This window comes from Leifsonia sp., assembly GCF_051955155.1.
GTDB lineage: Bacteria > Actinomycetota > Actinomycetes > Actinomycetales > Microbacteriaceae > Leifsonia.
Genome location: NZ_JBQCGZ010000057.1, coordinates 1 through 18002, shown reverse-complemented (window position 1 = coordinate 18002; position 18002 = coordinate 1). Strand labels below are relative to the sequence as shown.

The following is an 18002-nucleotide window of genomic DNA, read 5'->3' as shown; positions in this document are numbered from 1 at the left end:
CGGCCGCCAAAAGCCGCCCGGCCGTCGCCCGGGGGCCCGGGCCCCCCGCCGGGGCACCGTTCCCTCCCCTCCGCACCGACGAACACTCAGCAAGCACGCTTACGCTTGCAGCATCTCGGGCGATCCGCCCACATCCTCGGCTGGGAAGTCGTCGCACCAGCGGAGGAAGCATGACCGCATCCACACTCGGCCCCGTCCTGCGGACCCGCCCTCGCTCGGAGAGCCGCGTTCCGGTCACGAGCACGTACAACGAGCTTCTCGGACGCGTGCGAGGCGAGGGCCTCCTCGAACGGCGTCGCGGCTTCTACGTCATGATGTTCGCCGCGCTGACCGCTGGGCTCCTCGGCGCGGCCGCCGGATTCGTGCTGCTGGGCGATTCCTGGTTCCAGCTGCTCATCGCCGCGGCGCTCGGCCTGATCTTCACGCAGTTCGCCTTCCTCGGCCACGAGGCTTCGCACCGCCAGGTGTTCGCCTCCGGCCCCGTCAACGATCGCGCCGGGCGGCTCATCGCGACCTGGCTGGTGGGCATGAGCTACCACTGGTGGATGACGAAGCACACCCGCCACCATGCCAACCCGAACACCGAGGGCAAAGACCCCGACATCGCGTTCGACACGATCTCGTTCACGGTCGAGGACGCCGCGCGGCAGCGCGGCCTGCTCGCCGCGATCACCCGACGGCAGGGCTACCTGTTCTTCCCGCTCCTGCTGCTGGAAGGGGTGAATCTGCACGTCACCTCCATCCGGTCGCTGTTCGCCCGCGGGCCGGTCGAACGCCGCGCCTCGGAGCTCGTCGCCATCGGGCTGCGGCTCTCGCTGTTCGTGTCGATCGTGTTCCTGATGCTGCCCGTCGGCATGGCCTTCGCGTTCCTCGGCGTGCAGCTCGCCGTCTTCGGCGTCTACATGGGAGCCTCGTTCGCGCCCAATCACAAGGGGATGCCGCTGCTGCCTGCCGGCTCCCGGGTCGACTTCCTGAACAAGCAGGTGCTGACCTCCCGTAACATCCGCGGCGGCTGGACGATGAGCGTGCTCATGGGCGGGCTCAACCACCAGATCGAGCACCACCTGTTCCCCAGCATGCCCCGGCCGCACCTGCGCCGCGCCCGCGAACTGGTGCGCGCGCACTGCGCCGCCCACGACATCCCCTACACCGAGACCGGCCTCGTCAACTCGTACCGGATCGTCATCCGCTACCTGAACCGGGTCGGGCTGGCCGCACGCGACCCGTTCGACTGCCCGCCGGCCGCCCGCTTCCGCCGCGCCTGAGCTCAGACCGGCGCGTGGCTGAGCAGACCGACGAGAGGCGTGGCCACGACGCTCCCCCCCTGGCGCCGCGGCCACGCGTGACCGGTGGTCGACTCCGGTCATCCCCCGTTCAGATCACCGACCAGCCCGCATCGCTCTCCGCCCTCGGCCACCAGGCGGAGGGCGGTCGCCTTGCCGATACCGGACCCGGCGCCCGTCAGCTCGCCGGGCCGGCGGAGATGGGCACCTTGGTCGGCGCCGGCAGCGCCGCGAACGGCACCTCGACCCTCAGCACGCCCTTGTCGAACCGGGCGGCGATCTTGCCCTGGTCGCTCTGCTGCGGCAGGGCGATGCGCCGGTAGAAGCTCTGGCTGGACTCGCGGACGACGTACTTCTTGCCCTTGTCCTCCTCTTTCTCGTGCTTCTCCGCCTGGATGACCAGGGCGCCCTCGTCGATGTCGACGGAGATGTCGCTCTCGTCGAAGTCGGGGAGGTGGACCTCCACGATCAGTTCCTTGTCGTCCTTGGTGTAGATATCGGTTGTCGGCAGCTTCGCCTGACGCAGGCCGTACACCCCGTCCTCGAAGAACTCCCGCTGCAGCCGGCTGAGCTCGGCGAACGGGTCGAAGCGGACCAGATTGCGTGCCATGACGGTGTCCTCTCTCATCGGATGATCGTTCTCGACGCGGAAACGGTACGGCGGCACACGGCCAGGGGGTGGGCCGAAGGTCCCGCGCGGGTGCGCGGCAGGACCTTCGGCCCGCCCGTCGGGCGCCCGCGCGCGCAGCATGGCGGCCATGAACAGCAACGACGCACCGCGAACCGCGGAACAGAGGACCACCATCCCGAGCACCGGCCCTGGCCGGAGGAGACGGGTTCCGGCGGCTCTCATCGCCGGGCTCGCGGCAGCCGCCTGCGCGACCGCGGCGCGCGGCGCCGCTCCCGCGAGCGCGGCTCCCGCGAGCGCGGCGGAGGCGCCACGAGCGACCGCGACCACCGGCACCTGCCCCCCGTTCGATCTCGGCGTGCTGCCCGGCGGCACGATGAGCGAGGCGTACGACATCAACCTGTTCGACGTGAGCGTCGGCGTCTCCACCGCCGCGTTCGAGCCACGGTACTTCCGGGCCGCACGCTGGAGCCCGGGCGGCCGGGCGACCGACCTGGGGACGCTTCCCGGAGGCAACGCGAGCACGGCGAGGTCCATCGATGCGCTCGGCTTCGTCGCCGGCGACTCGAACGCCGGCACCGGCGATGGCGTCTCGGCGACGCGCGCCGTCGTCTGGGACCCACTCGGCCGCATCCACCAGCTGGCCGTTCCCCCGGACACCACCTCGAGCACCGCGAGCCGGGTCGGCCCGACCGCGATCGTCATCGGGCGGGCGGACGCGCCGGCGCACAGGTACGCTCTGCGCTGGAACGCGTTCGGGAGGCTGACCGTTCTCCCCGATCTCCCGGGGACGGCCGGGAGCGTCGCCAACGCCCTCAACGCCGCTGGCGTGGTCGTCGGCGCCTCCGTCGTCGGGGCGGCGCGCTCACCGGGGGTCGCGGTGCGTTGGAGCACGACCGGCCGCCTGCAGGTGCTCGACGCGCCTGTCGGGGCCACCAGCAGCGTCGCCACCGGCGTCAACGACTCCGGCACCGCGGTCGGTACGGCGAGCTTCGCAGGCGAGGAGACGCGTGCCGTCCGCTGGGACAGCCGAGGCCATGTCCACAGCCTCGGGACGCTCCCGGGCGGCGACCGCAGCACTGCGTCCGCCGTCAACGGGCGCGGCACCGTCATCGGCGCATCGAACTCGACCCCGGGCGGTCCCCTGGTCGCGGTGATGTGGGACAGCTTCGGTCGCATCATCCCGCTGGCGACGCTGGGCGCCGGATCCACGGTCGTCGACATCAACGAACGCGGCTACATGGCCGGTTATGTCCAGCCCACAGACGCGGTGCTCCCCGTGGCCGCCCGGTGGTCGCCGTCCGGCGCGCTGACCAGGCTCGGGGTGTTCGCGGGAGGCGACGAGGACGGGATCGGGACAGCGATCGCGCCGGACAACACGGTCGCGGGCTACGCGTCCGACCCGAACGAGGACAACCACGCCGTGCTCTGGAAGCCGGCGGGCTGCGGGAGGTGAGCGCACCGCACGCGGACCGGGCGGTGCGCGCTCACGCGTCGCTCGTCTCCGCGTGCGCGCCCGGCTTCTTCTCCGGACGCACCACCAGCACCGGGCAGGAGGCCTGCGTCGTGCAGTACAGGCTCACCGAGCCGAGGAACGGGGACGCCAGCTCGCTCAGGCCCCTGCTGCCGACGACCAGGAGATCCGCGTCGCGCGAAGCCTCGACGAGGACCTTGCCCGCGTGGCCGGACTCGGCGCGTGCGGTGACCCATTCCGGGCGGACGTCGCCGAACTCGGCGCGGAGGGCGTCGTCGAGGACGCCCGCCGCGACCACCTTCGGCGCGCGCTCGGGATCGGGGAAGTAGGCGTCGTACATCGTCGTCGACGGCTGCCAGGCCGTCACCACCACGAGCCGCGCCTGCAGGGCGTCGGCGAGCCGGGCAGCCTCGTGCAGCGCGCGGCGGGACGCCTCCGAGCCGTCCACCCCGCAGACGATCGGCGGCGACACCATCCTGGAACGTTCCATGTCGGTTCCCTCCTCCGCCGCCGACTCTTCCGTGCGGGCGCGCCCCCGCGCAAGGCACAAGGTCCCGGAGTGCGAGCGGGACCAACGACCCTAGTGCCGGCGAGAGCGCGCGCGGATCCTGGTCCCGTCGGAACGACGCCCGCCTCCCGGCGGCCGTCTCGAGGTCAGGGGGATCCCGCGATGAACATCCGCTCTCACATGCTCCGGGTCGCGGCCGCGGCCGCGATCGCCGGCTTCGTCGTGCTCGGCGCCGGAGGCGCCGCCGGCTCGGCGCGCGCGCAGGCAGGCGGTAGCGGCCCGCACTTCTACAGCGGGGTCGCGGTCGATGTCGCCGACCAGGTGACGGGAGACGTGTACGCCGCGGCGCAGAACCTGACCATCAGCGGCGATGTCACCGGCGACGTCATCGCCGCCGCGCAGACCATCACCATCAGCGGCCGGGTCGACGGGAACATCCGACTCGCCGGGCAGGACGTCACGATCACGGGAGACGTCGCCCGCAGCGGGACGGTCTTCGCCGGGAACCTGGTCGTCGACGGCCGGGGCGCGATCGGCGAGGACGTAGTGGCGACGGCGAGCGCGATCCGCGTCGACGGCACCGTCGGCCGGGACCTCGTCGTCAGCACGAACGCGCTGCGGATCGACGGCACGGTCGGCGGCGACGTGACCTACTCCGGAGAACGCGCGGCGCAGATCTCCGCGGGCGCGGTGGACGGCACGGTGCGGCACATCGAGCCGCAGCGGCCTGCTCCGGCTGCATTCGCGCCGTGGGCGGCCGCGCTCGGCTGGTTCCTCGGTCTGCTCTACGCGCTCGTCGGCCTCAGCCTGATCACCGTCGCCGCCGGGCTGCTGATCCCGCGCGTGCTCCACGGGGTCACCGACCGGCTGCTGCCGTCCCCCTGGCGCGCGCTCCTCGTCGGCTTCGTCGCCGCGATCGTCGTCCCGGTCGGGCTGCTCGTCCTGCTCGTGACGGTGGTCGGCGCGCCGCTCGCGCTCGCCGGGCTCCTGGTGTGGGTCGTGCTGACCCTCGCGACATTCCTCGTCGGCGCCCACTACCTCGGTCGGCTGATGCTGCGCGGTGCGCACCATCCGGTGCTGCTCACCTTCGTCGGCGGCCTGGTCTTGATCGTCGGTTTGCAGATCCCGCTGCTCAACATCCCGGTCTGGCTGGCGATGGTGTTCTTCGGCCTGGGCGCCGAGCTGCTGGCGCTGCACGCGAACGCGCCCTGGCGCACGCGCGCCGAGCCGCCGAACGCGGCTCCGGTCGTCGGCGACAGGGTGGCGGGCCCTTCGGCCCTGGCGACGGCGGCGGCCGACGGCGAGGCTCGGAGCCGAGGATCGGAGGAGCCATGACGCGCTGGATCCGCATCGTCCTGGCCGTGCTCGCCACGTTCATCGGCATCACGGCGATCGCCGGGGCCATCGCCCTGATCATCGGGGCGGCCACAGCGACATCCGGGGGTGCGGTGCCAGACGCCGCCTATCTCGGCGGGAGCCCGTTCACGTCGTACATCATCCCCGGGCTCGTGCTCGCCGTCGTCGTCGGCGGCACCCACCTGCTCGCCGCGCTGCTCGTCGGCCGCGGCTCGCGCGGCGGCCCCGCCGCGACCGCTGTCGCCGCGTTCGGGCTGCTGATCTGGATCTTCGTCCAGATGATGTTCATCCCGTTCAGCGTCCTGCAGGCCGTCTACTTCGCCGCCGGACTGGCCGAGCTCGGGTTCGTGCTGCTGGGGCTGGGACTGTTCCGCCGGGGGCGGGTCGTGGCCCCGTGAGCGCGACGCTGCGCTTCCTGGGGGCGACGGACACCGTCACCGGGTCCCGCAACCTCGTCGAATCCGGCGGCCGCCGCGTCCTCGTCGACTGCGGTCTCTTCCAGGGCTACAAGCTGCTGCGCGAGCGCAACCGGCGGCCGTTCCCCGTCGACCCGGCGAGCATCGACGCGGTGGTCGTCACCCACGCCCACCTCGACCACACCGGCTATCTGCCGGCACTGGTCCGCGACGGGTTCCGCGGTCGCATCCACGCCACGGAGGGCACGGCGGAGCTCAGCTCGCTGATCCTGCCGGACAGCGGGCGCCTGCTGGAGGAGCAGGCCGCGTTCGCCGACCGGCACCACGCCTCCCGGCACTCCCCTCCGCTTCCGCTCTACACGGAGCGGGACGCGCACGCCGCGCTGGAGCGGTTCCAGCCGCATCCCTTCGACGAGGAGCTGTCGATCGCCGGGATGACCGCGCGGTTCGTGCCCGCCGGGCACATCCTCGGCGCCGCGCAGGTGCAGCTGCGGACAGACGGGACGCGGCTGCACTTCACCGGCGACCTGGGGCGGCCGGACGACGCGTTGATGCGGCCGCCACGGCCGCTGGAGGAGACGGACGTGCTGGTCTGCGAGTCGACGTACGGCGACCGGAGCCACCCGGAGACGGACGCGGAGGCGCGGCTCGGGACGATCATCCGCGACGTGTGCCGGCACGGCGGCGTCGTCCTGCTCCCCGCCTTCGCCGTCGGCCGCGCGGAGACGCTGCTGCTGCACCTGAGCCGGCTGCGCGCCCGGCACGAGATCCCCGATGTGCCCGTCTTCCTGAACAGCCCGATGGCCGTCAACGCCGCGGAGATCTACGCGCGCCATCCCGACGAGCACCGCATCGCAGCCGCCGAGTTCGAGGCGATGTACCGGCTCGCGACGCTGGTGCGCACCGTCGACGACTCGAAACTGCTCAACCTGCGCGGCGGACCGGCGGTCATCATCTCCGCCAGCGGGATGCTGGAGGGCGGACGCGTGCTGCACCACATCACCGCGTACGGCGGCGATCCGCACAACGCGATCGTGCTCACCGGGTTCCAGGCCGGCGGCACCCGCGGGGATGCGCTCCAGCGCGGCGAGCGGAGCCTGCGGATCTACGGGCGCGACGTCCCCATCCGCGCCCGCGTGCACACTCTCGACATGCTCTCCGCGCACGCGGACGCTGCCCAGATCATCGACTGGCTGCGCACGGCGCCGACGCCGCCGCGAGCGGTCTACCTGACGCACGGGGAACCGCACGCGGCCGACGCGCTGCGGACCCGGATCCGGCGCACCCTGGGCTGGGAAGCCAGGGTCCCGGAATACGACGAGACGGTCGCCCTGCCGTCGGCCGTCAGCTCGCCCGCGGCGACCGGGCGGTGAACCGCGCCGCGCGCCGCGCCACCCGGTGCGGGTACGCGCGGCGGCGGACCACGGGCGCCCTCGGCGCGCTGAGCCGGGCGTAATACCAGACCTTGGCGGTCTCGACGAGGACCAGGTAGAGGACGACCAGCGCGACCAGCGCGAGGAAGAACGCGGCGGGCAGCGGGGTGAACCCCAGCAGCCCGGACACCGGCGAGTACGGCAGCCACGCGCCGACGGCGACCACCGCGAGGACCGAGACGGTCAGCGGCAGCGACGCCCTGCTGCGCAGGAACGGGACGCGGCGGGTGCGGACGGCGAAGACGATGAGCGTCTGCGTCGCGATCGACTCGATGAACCAGCCGGACCGGAACTCGGGCGCGGCGGCCTGGAACACCACCAGCATCAGACCGAACGTCGCGAAATCGAACAGCGAGCTGATCGGCCCGAACAGCAGCATGAACCGGCGGATCGCGCCGATGTCCCAGTGCGACGGCGCCCGCAGCTGCTCGGCGTCGACGTGATCGGAGGGGATGGCCAGCTGGCTGGAGTCGTACAGCAGGTTGTTCAGCAGGATCTGGCCGGGGAGCATCGGCAGGAACGGCAGGATCACCGACGCGATGGACGCGCTGAACATGTTGCCGAAGTTGCTGGAGGTGCCCATCAGGACGTACTTGATCGTGTTCGCGAAGATCCGGCGCCCCTCCGTCACGCCGTCGGCGAGCACTTCCAGATCCTTGTCGAGCAGGAGCACGTCGGCAGCGTCCTTCGCGACATCGACGGCGGAGTCGACCGAGATGCCGATGTCGGCACGGTGCAGCGCGAGGGCGTCGTTGACGCCGTCGCCCATGAAGCCGACGGCGCGGCCCTTCTGGCGGAGCGCGCGGACGATGCGCGCCTTCTGCTCGGGGGAGACGCGGGCGAACACGGTCGCCGCGCGTGCGGCCTCCGCGAGCTGCTCGTCGTCCAGCGCGTCGACGCGATCCCCGGTCAGGGTGCCGTCCGCCGGCATCCCGAGCTGCGCGCATACCCGCTCCGCGACCACCGCACTGTCGCCGGTGGCGATCTTCACGGCGACGCCGAGGTCGGCCAGCCGCCGCAGCGATGCCTGCGCGTCCGGTTTCACGCCGTCGACGAAGGCGAGGTAGCCGCGCAGCGTGAGCCCCGTCTCGTCGGACGGCGTGAGGGCGGCCAGGCCGGCCGCCGGGCGGGTGGCGATGGCGATGACGCGCGCGCCCTGTGCGTACAGTGTGTCCAGCGTTGCCTGAGCGGACGGATCCGCATCGGTGCACAGCGGCAGCACGGACTCGGGTGCGCCCTTGACGACCACGATCGGGGCGGAGCCGGTGGCGGCGACGAGAGCGCCCGCCATCCTGCGCTCGTGGTCGAACGGCACGGCGTCGAGCCGCCGATACGCGGACACGGGGGCGTCCGCCGCGCCCGCGCTCGCCCAGAGCGCCGCGTCGAGCGCATTCAGACCGACGGTCTGCGGGGCCGCGGGGTCGACATCGGTGGCCAGCAGGCCAAGGAGCAGCACCTCGCCGGCATCGACGCCGTCCAGCGGCACGGGACGGTCGAACACGATCCTGCCCGTGGTCAGCGTCCCGGTCTTGTCTGTCACGAGGAGGTCGAGGTCGCCGAGGTCCTCGATGCAGACCATCCGCTTCACCAGCACGCGGCGTCTGGCGAGCGCGCGCGAGCCGGCGGCGAGGCTGGTGCTGACGACGGCGGGAAGCAGCTGCGGTGTGATGCCCACGGCGATCGCGAGCGAGAACAGCAGCGACTCGATCAGCGGCCTGCCCAGAAGCAGGGCCGCGACGAAGATCAGCGTCGTGAGGATGAGCGCCACCAGCAGCAGGAACGTCGAGAATCGGCCGAGCCCGCGCTGGAACTCGGTCTGGGGCTCCTGTGCCGCCAGCCCGACCGCGATCCGGCCGAACTCGGTCCCGGCCCCCGTGGCGACGACGACCCCGACGCCGCCGCCCGCGTGCACCACCGTGCCCATCAGCGCGCACGAGGCGAGGTCGCCGACCCCGGAGCCGGCCGGGACCGGCGCGACGGCCTTCGCCGCCGCGCGCGCCTCGCCGGTGACGATGCTCTCGTCGCACTCCAGACCGGAGACCTCCAGCAGTCGCAGGTCGGCCGGCACGACCGTCCCGACGGTGAGCACCACGAGGTCGCCTGGCACCAGTTCGGTCACGTCGACGCTGCGCCGCACACCGGCACGGACGACGACCACCGTGTGCCGGAGCCGATCGTGCAGCGCGTCCGCCGCGCGCTCGGCGCGGAACTCGTTGACGAATCCCAGCCCGACGCTCACGGCGAGGATCACCGCGATGATGACCGCCTCCGTCGCCTGGCCGACGAACGCGGAGATCACCGCGGTCGCGAACAGCAGGATCAGGATGGGGCTGCGCACCTGGCGGGCGAGCACCCGCCAGGGGTGGGCGCGATGGCCTCGCACCGCGTTCGGCCCGACCGTCGCCAGCCGCTCGGCCGCCTCCGCATCGTCCAGGCCTGTCTCGGACCCGCGGACGGCGGCGAGGACCGCCTCCGGATCCTGGCAGGCGGCCGCCTGGACCGGGCTGGGCGCCGGCGCGCCGACGGCGGTCGCGGCCGCGCTCACGCGGACCCGCGGTGCTCGCGCGCGACCACGACGGGGACGCGCACGTTCAGCAGGACGTCGTGTGCGACGGAGCCGAGCATGAGGCGCTCGGCGCTGCGGCGGTCGTGTGTGCCCACGACGAGCATTCTGCGGCCTTCCGCCGCCGCGACCAAGCCCCGCGCCGGTGAGGCCTCGACGACGTCCGCGCTGACGGCGATCGACGGGTGCGCAGCGCGGGCGGACTCCGCCGCCTCGGCCACGATGCGCTGCCTGCGGTCGCCCAGGGACACCTCCGGCACGAGGCCGGCGAGCAACGGGTTGGCGGCGTACCCGACGCAGACGATCCGGAGCGGCTCCCCCAGCGCGTCCGCTTCGTCTGCCGCGAACGCCACGGCCGCCTCGGACGGCGCCTGGCCGTCGACCCCGACGACGACGCCCGCGGCCGCCGTTCCCCCGCGCTCCCAGCCGTGCGGGACGACGGCGACGGAGCAGGCCGCGGCGGCCGCGGTGCGCACCTGCAGGGAGCCGGAGAAGCGCCGCTCGCGTTCGCGCTCGGAACCGACCCTGCTCCCGAGGACGAGCAAGCCCGCCCCGCGCGACGCCTCCGTCAGCTCGGCGCCGACGTGCCCATACCGGTAGCCGGTCGTGATCTGCGGTGGCCGGTCTCCGATGCCGGAACCCCGCGCCGTCGCGCCGGCAGTGGACGACACGCGCCCGGCGATGCGCGCCGCTGCCTCCTGTTCCGCCGCCAGCACCCCCTCGGCCGCACGCACCAGGTCGTCCATCGGCTCGTCGAGCCGGTCCCCCCAGGACCGTTCGATGACGTACACCAGCTCCAGGTCGGTTCCGTCGCGCATCGCGCGCTCTACCGCCCAGGTGAGCGCGGAGCGGTGCTCCGGCTCGCCGTCGACACCGACCAGGATGGCGCCCGTCATCGTCTCCTCCAGCCGCTCGAACTGCCTTCATCCTGGCCGCTCGGCGGTCCCGGGCGCGGGTCGAAAGTCCCGTGTGACCTTCGACCCTGCCCGCCGGCTGCGGCGGCGGGCAGGGTGGCGCCATGAGCGACACCGCACCCGCCGCGCGCGCGGCAATCGTCTACGAATCCATGTTCGGGAACACCCGCAGGGTGGCCGAGGCCATCGCGGACGGGCTGCGCGACGGCGCCGCTGTGACGGTGCTGCGGGTCTCGGACGCTCCGGAGAGCATGCAGGACGTCGACCTCCTGCTGGTCGGAGCGCCGACGCACGCGCACGGGCTCAGCCGGCCGGCCAGCCGGGCCGAGGCGGCGGCCTGGGGAGACGACCCCGGGCGCTCCCTCACCCTCGAGCCGGAGGCGGAGGGCATCGGCGTCCGGGAGTGGCTGGAGACCTGCGGCGAGCCACCGGCACGCTTCGCCGCGTTCGACACCCGCGCCGACATGCCGGAGCTGTTCACAGGCTCCGCGGCGAAGGGCATCGACAAGCGCCTGCGCCGGCTCGGCGCACACCGGCTGCTCGCCACGCACAGCTTCCTGGTCGACAAGGCCAGTGTGCTGCTCCCCGGTCAGCTGGACGACGCCACGGCCTGGGGCCGGGAGATCGCGGCGGCGCTGCGCACCGGCGCGGCCGGCTGAGGCACGAGGACCCTGCTGCAGCAGCCCTCGGCGTCCTCAGTGGATCACGAGCACCGGGCAGTCGGCGTGCTCGACGACGGAGCGGGACACCGAGCCGAGCAGCAGACCGGTGAAGCCGCCGAGGCCGCGGCTGCCGACGATGAGCATCTCGGCGTCTTCGGCCTCGGCGATCAGCTGCCGGGCCGCGGAACCGGAGCGCACGACCGACGAGTACCAGCTCGGCGCCTGCTCGCCGAAGACCTCGTGGGCCGCTTCCCGCGCGATCGCGTGCGCGTCCCGCTCGGGGTCCCAGCCACCCATCGCGTAGCCCGGCCACGAGGGCGGGAACTCCCACACCGTGACGCCGACCAGGCTGCAGCCGAGCCGCTCCGCCATCCGCGCGCCGCGGCGCAGCGCGGCGAGCGACTCCGCCGATCCGTCGATGCCGACGACGATGCGGCCGCCGGGGTGGATGCGGTCGTCGGTCTCCGGGGTGTCGGTCATGCTCGCCCTGCCTTCCCTGCCGTTCACCAGCGCTCCGGCTCGGCCTCGCGGCGGAACCGCCTCCCGGTCATCCGGTCGATGTCGATGTGCACGTAACGGTACTTCAGAGTCGGGATCCACGGAACCAGCGGCAGCGCGTCCGCCTCGTCGATCTCCGCCTGGTGGTCGAGCTGGCGGGCGCGGCCGTGCGCGACGACGCTCCAGGCCTCGTCGTCGGTCCAGCCGTCCGTCTCGAACGCGACCGTGTCGTGCACGGTGAGCTCCAGCAGCTTGGTGCCCGGCGCCGTCCGGATCAGGATGCTCGCGCCGTCCGAATAGAAGTTGACCGGATAGATGTCCGGCTCGCCGCCCACGGCTGTCGCGAGCCGGCCGACGGTCGCGCCTTTCAGGATCTCGCGGCACTCGTCACGGTCCAGAACGCGGACCGGGTCATCCGATGACATAGGTCTCTCCTTCCGCCGGCGACTCCTCCGCCGCCGCTCCAGGGTCACTGCCGGCCTCCGCGGCAGGTGCGTGCACGACGATCGTCGGCGACGAGAGGTTGAGCAGCACGTCGTAAGCGACGGCGCCAAGGCTCCCGAGCTGCGCCGTCGCCCGGCGCGAGTCGCCGATCACCAGCACCTCGGCGCTGCGGGCGAGCTCGTTGAGCGCGGCGCCCGCCGGCCGGCGCACGACGCGGCTGCGGATCACGATGTCGCGCTGCCTGCCCCTCGCCCGCGCGACGGCCGCCGCGAGGATCCCGCGCGCCTCGTCCTCGCGGCGCGATTGCAGCTCGGCGGGCTCGCCGCCGTCCGCGCCGCCCAGCACGCGCGACTCCGTCGATCGCACGGCGGTCAGCTCGCAGTGGTGGTCGCAGGCCAGATCGGCGGCCAGGTCGACCGCGACGCCGCCCGCGGCGGTGTCGTCGACGCCGACGACGACACCCTTCCGCATCCGCGACGCGACCTCGGGGATGACGGCGACCGGACCGACGGCGAGATTGGCCAGCTGGAGGCTGCGGGAGCCGAACGCCCGGCCGTAGTGGAAGCCGGTCTTGTGGGTTCCGACCACGATCATCGTCTCGGCGTCGCTGAAGGATGCCAGCTCCGCCATCGGGCTTCCCGACCGGACGACACCGTCGATGCCGACCTCCGGTGCCAGGGACCGGGCGTAGCCGAGGTCGTCGTCCAGTCGCGCCCTGGCGTCCTGGTCGACCTCGTCGATGAGCAGTGTGCCCACCGAGCCCCATTCGTCGTCGGCGACATGGACGAGAGTCACGCCGATGTCGCCGCCCCGGGCCCTGGCGACGGCCCAGCGGATCGCAGCACGGGACGGGACCGAACCATCCACTCCGACGACGTACCTGCGGATCTCCATGGACGACACCTCCGCCAGCAGTCTGACGGCCGGCGCGGGACGCGAGGGGGCCATTGGTCCCACGGGACCTTCGGCCCGCCCGCGGGCGGCCGCGGGCGTTTGACTCGATCGGAACGGAACCGGACGATCGGGACGCGGAGGTCGAGCGATGAAGGCGTGGCGGACGACAGGCACGGTCGGCGGCCTCCTGCTGACCACCCGGCCGGCGCCGGAACCCGCGGCCGACGAGGTGCTGATCGGAGTGGAGGTGTGCGGTATCTGCCGCACCGACCTGCACGTGATCGACCAGGAGATCCCCCCGCACCGGCCAACGGTCACTCCCGGTCACCAGGTGGTCGGCACCGTCACGGCGATCGGCTCCGCGGTCGACACCGTGGCGCCGGGCGACCGCGTCGGCGTCGCATGGCTCCGCCGCACCTGCGGCGCCTGCGCCTACTGCCGCAGGGGCGCGGAGAACCTGTGCGAGCGCTCCGAGTACACCGGCTGGGATGCGGACGGCGGCTTCGCCGAGGTGCTGGCGGCTCCCGCCGCCTATGTCTATCCGATCGCAGCCGGCGCGGATGCTCTCGAGACCGCGCCCCTGCTCTGCGCCGGCATCATCGGCTACCGCGCTCTGACCCGCGCACAGCTGCCGCCGGGCGGCACCCTCGGGATCTACGGGTTCGGCTCGAGCGCGCACGTGACCGCCCAACTCGCCATGGCCGGAGGAGCGCGGGTGTTCGCGATGACCCGCGGCGAGCGCAACCGGGCGCTCGCCCGCGAACTCGGTCTCGCCTTCGTCGGCGGCGAGCAGGAAGCGCCGCCCGAGCCGCTGGACGCCGCGATCGTCTTCGCTCCGGCGGGCGGGCTCGTCCCGGTCGCCCTCCGCGCCACCGCAGGCGGAGGGACCGTCGTACTCGCCGGCATCGAGATGTCCGACATTCCGTCGCTCGGCTACACGGAGTCGCTGTTCCGCGAACGCGACCTGCGCACCGTGACCGCCAACACCAGGGAGGACGGCGCGCGCTTCCTCGCGCTCGCCGCCAACCTGCAGCTGCGCCCCACCGTGACGGCCGTGCCGTTCGACGGGCTGGCCGGCGCGATCGACGACCTGCGACAGGGCAGGACCAGCGGCTCGCTGGTGCTGCGCGTCGCCTGAGGAGAAGGGACGGGCGATGCCCGCACGAACGGTGGTCTGCTGGAACGGCTCCGAGGCAGCGGAGGCGGCGCTCGCGTGGGCGCTGCGCCGGTTCCGGGCATCGGGCGCGGCGATCGCGATCGTCGACGTCGTCGAGTACGCGCTCTACCTGGGCGACAGCGCAGCACTCGATCGGGCCCGCTCCCAGGAGCAGGATCGGCTCGACGCGCGCACGGGCGAGCTCGACGGCTCGGATCCCGGCGCGGTGGTCTCCGCTGAGCTGCTTGTCGGCGACCCGCTCGAACTGCTGACGGCGCGGGCCGACGGCGAGACCCTGCTGGTGGTCGGCACCCGGCACCGGATCGGCCCGCGGGTGCGCTACGGCTGGTCCCTGGGATCGCGGCTGGCAACGGCCGCCGCCGGCGCGGTGGCCGTCGTCCCCGTCGAGGAGGACGAAGCGGCGGCCGAGCGGCAGGGGGTGGTCGTCGGCGTCGACGGGTCGGAGACCGGCCGACGGGCGCTCGCGTTCGCCGCAGCGGAGGCCGAGAAGCTCGGCGCGTCCCTGACGATCGTGCACTGCTGGGTCGCTCCCTTGGCGGAGCAGCCGTTGGTGGTCCCGGACGACGAGTTCGTCACCTCCCAGGAGAGCGAGCGCAGGGAAATGCTCGACGACCACGAGCGCACGGTGCGCGACGCCCATCCCGGTCTCGCCGTGCACAGCGTGCTGCTGCGGCAGAACCCGATCTCCGGGCTGCGGCTCGAGTCCGAGCACGCCGCGATGCTCGTCGTCGGCAGCAGGGGGCTGACCGGCTGGAAGCGCACCTGGCTGGGCTCGGTCTCGCACGGGCTCATCCTCGACCTCGCCGCCCCCACGATCGTCGTCGGCGACGGAACGGTGGTGCCGGCCGCCCGCGCACGAGTTACACTCGGCGCGTGACGGCGAGCGCTCTGAGAGCGCTCCACCGCCGCCGTTGCGGTCGCTGCCCCTGCCGAGAGGAGGCCCGCCATTCCCGATGACGAGCCGATCACGTTCCCCGACGCCCCGCGCGCCGAGCTGGACGACGCGCTCGGCCAGCTTGTCGAGCAGGCCAGGCGGGTGCTCGACACCCAGGGGCGGTTGCGTTCGCTGGTTCGGGCGAACCGGGCAGTCGTCTCGCACCTGGAGCTGCCCGTCGTCCTGCGGACGATCGTCCAGGCAGCCGTCGACCTGGTCGGTGCGCGCTACGGCGCCCTCGGCGTCATCGCCGAAGGCGGGGGCCTGGAACAGTTCATCCACGTGGGGATGGCGGACGGCGACGTCGAACGGATCGGGCACCTTCCGGAGGGGCACGGACTGCTCGGCGCGCTCATCGACGACCCGCGGCCGATCCGGATCGACTCCATCGCCGGCGACCCCCGCTCCTCCGGCTTCCCGGACGGGCACCCGCCGATGACCGCCTTCCTGGGGGTGCCGATCACCGTGCGCGATGCCGTCTACGGCAACCTCTACCTCACCGACCCCGCGGCGAGGGGCTTCACCGAGGACGATGAGCAGCTCGTCAAGGCGCTGGCGGCGAACGCCGGCTTCGCCATCGACAACGCCCGGCTGTACGCGGAGACGGTCGCCCGCCAGGCCTGGAGCGCCGCCGCGGCCGAGCTGACCGCCAGCATCCTCGGCAGCGACGGCCCGCGAGCGCACGAAGAGATCGCGACCAGGGTGGCCGCGCTCGTCAATGCCTCGGCCGCGTTCGTGGTGCGAGGCGGCGAGCATGCCAGCCGCTTCCGGGTTCTGGGCAGGAGCGGGACGGAGCCGGAGCCGGACGAGATCGCGATCGACGACGACCGGGTGCGCAGTGCCGTCGAGGGCTTCCAGCCGACCCGGCTCGAGGAGCTGACCGGCGTCCCTGCCGACGGCGACTCCGGCCCGGCCCTCGTGGTCCCGTTCGACGGCGGAAGCGGCGAACCGGAGGTGCTGGTCGCCCTGCGGCGGCGCGGCGACCGGCCGTTCTCCGCATTCGAGCTGGAACGCACGGTCGCCTTCTCGCGGCAGGCCGCCCTCGCCATCGAGCTCGCCGCCGCCCGGGCCGACCGGGAGCGCGTCGTGCTGCTGGAGGACCGGGCACGCATCGCCCGCGATCTGCACGACCACGTCATCCAGCAGCTGTTCGGAGCCGGGCTGGAACTGCAGAGCATCCAGTCCGCACTGGGCCCGGGGGCGCTGGCGGAGCGCGTCGATGCGACCGTCGCCTCGCTGGACGACTCCATCGCGCAGATCCGCACCGCGATCTTCGCACTGTCCCGGCAGCAGGGCGCGACGGGGAGCCTCCGGCACCGGCTGCTCGACATCGTCCAGGAGGTCGGCGGAGCGCTCCCGGCCCCGGCGACCGTCTCGTTCACCGGACCCGTCGACGTCGTGTCCGACCCGGAGCTCGCGGACGACATCGCCGCGTTCGTCCGGGAGGGCCTGACCAACGTGATCCGGCACGCGCACGCCGGGACCGCGAACGTGGACGTGGCCGCGTCGGCCGACCTGGTGACCGTCGAGGTGCGCGACGACGGCGACGGCATGGGCGCGAGCACACGACGCAGCGGCCTCCGGAACCTTCGCGAGCGGGCCGAACGCCGGGCCGGAGTGCTCGAGGTCGAGTCGTCCACGCGCGGCACCCGGCTGCGCCTGGCGCTGCCGACCGGCGCTGCTGCTGCACCGGAACCGGGGAGCACGCGATGACCGCCGCGCCGATCCGGGTCTTCCTCGCCGACGACCACGAGATCGTCCGCCGCGGGATCGCCGCGCTGGTCGACGGGCAGGAGGACATGGAGGTGGTGGGGGAAGCGGAGACCGCAGCGCGGGCCAGGGCACGCATCCTGGCCGTCCGGCCCGTTGTCGCCGTGCTCGACGTGCGCCTCCCCGACGGCAGCGGGATCGACGTCTGCCGTGCCGTGAAACAGGCCGACCCCGGCATCCGCTGCCTGATGCTCACCGCGTACGACGACGAGGACGCTCTGCGCAGCGCGGTCATCGCCGGTGCGGACGGCTACGTCGTGAAAGACATCCGCGCGAGCACCCTCCTGGACGACATCCGCTCGGCGTTCCGCGGGGCACGGCTGATCGACCCGCGCATCGCGGAGCGGGTCACCGCCACGATGCGCGAGCCGGCGGACGACCCGCGGTTCGCCTCGCTCGGCCTGCGCGAGCGCCAGGTGCTCGCGCTGATCGCCGACGGCCGCACGAACCGGCAGATCGCGGAGAACCTCGGCCTCGCCGAGAAGACGGTGAAGAACTACGTCAGCTCGCTGCTGGCCAAGCTCGGCCTCCAGCGGAGGACGCAGGCGGCCGTCCTGCACCTCGAGCACCGCGGACGCGGCTGAGCAGGCACGGGACGATCGGCCCTTGCCGCGGAGCCTCCATCCGGCGCCCAATGGAGGGATGAGAGATCACACCGCAGCATCCCGGATGGGGATGCACGACATCGCACCGTCCGGCCGCGCCATCGTCGTGGCCGTCGTCGCCTGGAGCCTCGCCTGGAAGGGCGCGTCGCTCTGGCGCGCCGCCAGGAACGGCAGCAAGCCGTGGTTCGTCACGCTGCTGCTCACCAACACCCGCGGCGCGCTCGACGCCGTCTACCTGTTCGGCGTCGACCGGCGCCGGCGCCGGGACGAGCTGGAGGAGCTCGCGATCCTGGAGCTCACGGGCGAGCCGGAGCAGCGCGGGCACGACCAGGAAACGTGAGCCGGAGCTAGACCGGCAGCGTCTGGCGCGCGAGGTAGGCGACGCACGTCGCCGGTGTCGTGGTGACATCCAGCAGGAAGTCGGAGAGCAGGGTCAGCTCGCG

18 protein-coding genes are annotated in these 18002 nt (G+C 73.1%); 11 read left to right on the top strand and 7 right to left on the bottom strand.

What is annotated here, in order from left to right; translation table 11 throughout:
* The first annotated feature begins 170 nt into the window (after positions 1 to 170).
* Entirely contained in the window at positions 171 to 1265 is a 1095-nt protein-coding gene (locus tag ACTHMF_RS05860; RefSeq protein WP_440316675.1) for a fatty acid desaturase family protein, read from the top strand.
* A gap of 196 nt (positions 1266 to 1461) precedes the next feature.
* Here ACTHMF_RS05860 and ACTHMF_RS05855 read toward each other — a convergent pair whose 3' ends face one another.
* Complete coding sequence (locus ACTHMF_RS05855) at positions 1462 to 1911, bottom strand: Hsp20/alpha crystallin family protein (RefSeq protein ID WP_314146284.1); 450 nt, start codon at positions 1909 to 1911, stop codon at positions 1462 to 1464.
* Positions 1912 to 2041: 130 nt separating this feature from the next.
* Here ACTHMF_RS05855 and ACTHMF_RS05850 point away from each other — a divergent pair, with 130 nt between their 5' ends.
* The gene (locus tag ACTHMF_RS05850) at positions 2042 to 3367 is read left to right on the top strand and encodes a hypothetical protein (protein ID WP_440316674.1); all 1326 of its coding nucleotides are present in this window, start codon (positions 2042 to 2044) and stop codon (positions 3365 to 3367) included.
* Positions 3368 to 3398: 31 nt separating this feature from the next.
* Here ACTHMF_RS05850 and ACTHMF_RS05845 read toward each other — a convergent pair whose 3' ends face one another.
* Complete coding sequence (locus tag ACTHMF_RS05845; RefSeq protein ID WP_314146286.1) at positions 3399 to 3875, bottom strand: universal stress protein; 477 nt, start codon at positions 3873 to 3875, stop codon at positions 3399 to 3401.
* A 180-nt stretch (positions 3876 to 4055) separates the two neighbouring features.
* On the opposite strand from ACTHMF_RS05845, the gene ACTHMF_RS05840 reads away from it, so the two are divergent.
* From ACTHMF_RS05840 to ACTHMF_RS05830, 3 genes are read left to right on the top strand one after another with little or no spacing between them, the layout of a single operon-like run.
* Positions 4056 to 5228, top strand: a complete 1173-nt coding sequence (locus ACTHMF_RS05840; RefSeq protein ID WP_440316673.1) for a hypothetical protein — start codon at positions 4056 to 4058, stop codon at positions 5226 to 5228.
* Positions 5225 to 5647 carry a hypothetical protein gene (locus ACTHMF_RS05835; protein WP_440316672.1) on the top strand — a complete coding sequence of 141 codons (423 nt, stop codon included), beginning with the start codon at positions 5225 to 5227 and terminating at the stop codon, positions 5645 to 5647. Before ACTHMF_RS05840 ends, ACTHMF_RS05835 begins: the two co-directional genes overlap by 4 nt.
* Positions 5644 to 7038 carry an MBL fold metallo-hydrolase RNA specificity domain-containing protein gene (locus ACTHMF_RS05830; protein ID WP_440316671.1) on the top strand — a complete coding sequence of 465 codons (1395 nt, stop codon included), beginning with the start codon at positions 5644 to 5646 and terminating at the stop codon, positions 7036 to 7038. The genes ACTHMF_RS05835 and ACTHMF_RS05830 overlap by 4 nt, the downstream gene beginning before the upstream one ends.
* Here the strand turns inward: ACTHMF_RS05830 and mgtA are convergent.
* A complete protein-coding gene (mgtA, locus tag ACTHMF_RS05825; RefSeq protein ID WP_440316670.1) occupies positions 7010 to 9643 on the bottom strand; it encodes a magnesium-translocating P-type ATPase in 2634 nt (877 codons plus the stop codon). The two genes, ACTHMF_RS05830 and mgtA, sit on opposite strands and share 29 nt — an antisense overlap.
* Positions 9640 to 10557: a universal stress protein gene (locus ACTHMF_RS05820; RefSeq protein ID WP_440316669.1), complete on the bottom strand. Its 918-nt coding sequence runs from the start codon at positions 10555 to 10557 to the stop codon at positions 9640 to 9642. Before ACTHMF_RS05820 ends, mgtA begins: the two co-directional genes overlap by 4 nt.
* Before the next feature lie 122 nt (positions 10558 to 10679).
* Between ACTHMF_RS05820 and ACTHMF_RS05815 the strand changes: the two genes are divergently transcribed.
* Positions 10680 to 11234, top strand: a complete 555-nt coding sequence (locus ACTHMF_RS05815; protein WP_440316668.1) for a flavodoxin family protein — start codon at positions 10680 to 10682, stop codon at positions 11232 to 11234.
* 36 nt (positions 11235 to 11270) lie between these two features.
* Here ACTHMF_RS05815 and ACTHMF_RS05810 read toward each other — a convergent pair whose 3' ends face one another.
* The 3 genes from ACTHMF_RS05810 to ACTHMF_RS05800 are packed head-to-tail and all read right to left on the bottom strand — an operon-like array spanning position 11271 to position 13073.
* A complete protein-coding gene (locus ACTHMF_RS05810; protein WP_314146293.1) occupies positions 11271 to 11717 on the bottom strand; it encodes a universal stress protein in 447 nt (148 codons plus the stop codon).
* A gap of 23 nt (positions 11718 to 11740) precedes the next feature.
* Positions 11741 to 12160, bottom strand: coding sequence for a pyridoxamine 5'-phosphate oxidase family protein (locus ACTHMF_RS05805; protein WP_314146294.1), 420 nt, complete (start codon positions 12158 to 12160; stop codon positions 11741 to 11743).
* Positions 12147 to 13073 (bottom strand): universal stress protein, encoded by a 927-nt coding sequence (locus tag ACTHMF_RS05800; RefSeq protein WP_440316667.1) that lies wholly within the window; start codon positions 13071 to 13073, stop codon positions 12147 to 12149. Before ACTHMF_RS05800 ends, ACTHMF_RS05805 begins: the two co-directional genes overlap by 14 nt.
* Positions 13074 to 13221: 148 nt before the next feature.
* Here ACTHMF_RS05800 and ACTHMF_RS05795 point away from each other — a divergent pair, with 148 nt between their 5' ends.
* The 5 genes from ACTHMF_RS05795 to ACTHMF_RS05775 all read left to right on the top strand — a co-directional run bounded on the left by ACTHMF_RS05795 (position 13222) and on the right by ACTHMF_RS05775 (position 17899).
* Positions 13222 to 14211, top strand: coding sequence for a zinc-binding alcohol dehydrogenase family protein (locus tag ACTHMF_RS05795; protein WP_440316666.1), 990 nt, complete (start codon positions 13222 to 13224; stop codon positions 14209 to 14211).
* Positions 14212 to 14227: 16 nt separating this feature from the next.
* Positions 14228 to 15127: a universal stress protein gene (locus ACTHMF_RS05790; protein WP_440316665.1), complete on the top strand. Its 900-nt coding sequence runs from the start codon at positions 14228 to 14230 to the stop codon at positions 15125 to 15127.
* A gap of 159 nt (positions 15128 to 15286) precedes the next feature.
* A complete protein-coding gene (locus ACTHMF_RS05785) occupies positions 15287 to 16897 on the top strand; it encodes a GAF domain-containing protein (RefSeq protein ID WP_440316664.1) in 1611 nt (536 codons plus the stop codon).
* Positions 16894 to 17538: a response regulator gene (locus ACTHMF_RS05780; protein WP_440316663.1), complete on the top strand. Its 645-nt coding sequence runs from the start codon at positions 16894 to 16896 to the stop codon at positions 17536 to 17538. Before ACTHMF_RS05785 ends, ACTHMF_RS05780 begins: the two co-directional genes overlap by 4 nt.
* A 58-nt stretch (positions 17539 to 17596) precedes the next feature.
* On the top strand, positions 17597 to 17899 hold the full coding sequence (locus ACTHMF_RS05775; RefSeq protein ID WP_440316662.1) for a DUF5652 family protein: 303 nt from the start codon (positions 17597 to 17599) through the stop codon (positions 17897 to 17899).
* Positions 17900 to 18002 lie beyond the last annotated feature (103 nt).

What these genes read in the sequence shown, in the direction of transcription:
- ACTHMF_RS05820 (WP_440316669.1), bottom strand. Translation starts at nt 10,557, where the DNA reads ATGACGGGCGCCATCCTGGTCGGTGTCGACGGCGAGCCGGAGCACCGC.
- ACTHMF_RS05790 (WP_440316665.1), top strand. Translation starts at nt 14,228, where the DNA reads ATGCCCGCACGAACGGTGGTCTGCTGGAACGGCTCCGAGGCAGCGGAG.
- ACTHMF_RS05810 (WP_314146293.1), bottom strand. Translation starts at nt 11,717, where the DNA reads ATGACCGACACCCCGGAGACCGACGACCGCATCCACCCCGGCGGCCGC.
- ACTHMF_RS05845 (WP_314146286.1), bottom strand. Translation starts at nt 3,875, where the DNA reads ATGGAACGTTCCAGGATGGTGTCGCCGCCGATCGTCTGCGGGGTGGAC.
- ACTHMF_RS05860 (WP_440316675.1), top strand. Translation starts at nt 171, where the DNA reads ATGACCGCATCCACACTCGGCCCCGTCCTGCGGACCCGCCCTCGCTCG.
- ACTHMF_RS05850 (WP_440316674.1), top strand. Translation starts at nt 2,042, where the DNA reads ATGAACAGCAACGACGCACCGCGAACCGCGGAACAGAGGACCACCATC.
- ACTHMF_RS05805 (WP_314146294.1), bottom strand. Translation starts at nt 12,160, where the DNA reads ATGTCATCGGATGACCCGGTCCGCGTTCTGGACCGTGACGAGTGCCGC.
- ACTHMF_RS05780 (WP_440316663.1), top strand. Translation starts at nt 16,894, where the DNA reads ATGACCGCCGCGCCGATCCGGGTCTTCCTCGCCGACGACCACGAGATC.
- ACTHMF_RS05815 (WP_440316668.1), top strand. Translation starts at nt 10,680, where the DNA reads ATGAGCGACACCGCACCCGCCGCGCGCGCGGCAATCGTCTACGAATCC.
- ACTHMF_RS05795 (WP_440316666.1), top strand. Translation starts at nt 13,222, where the DNA reads ATGAAGGCGTGGCGGACGACAGGCACGGTCGGCGGCCTCCTGCTGACC.
- ACTHMF_RS05840 (WP_440316673.1), top strand. Translation starts at nt 4,056, where the DNA reads ATGAACATCCGCTCTCACATGCTCCGGGTCGCGGCCGCGGCCGCGATC.
- ACTHMF_RS05775 (WP_440316662.1), top strand. Translation starts at nt 17,597, where the DNA reads ATGAGAGATCACACCGCAGCATCCCGGATGGGGATGCACGACATCGCA.
- ACTHMF_RS05835 (WP_440316672.1), top strand. Translation starts at nt 5,225, where the DNA reads ATGACGCGCTGGATCCGCATCGTCCTGGCCGTGCTCGCCACGTTCATC.
- ACTHMF_RS05800 (WP_440316667.1), bottom strand. Translation starts at nt 13,073, where the DNA reads ATGGAGATCCGCAGGTACGTCGTCGGAGTGGATGGTTCGGTCCCGTCC.
- ACTHMF_RS05855 (WP_314146284.1), bottom strand. Translation starts at nt 1,911, where the DNA reads ATGAGAGAGGACACCGTCATGGCACGCAATCTGGTCCGCTTCGACCCG.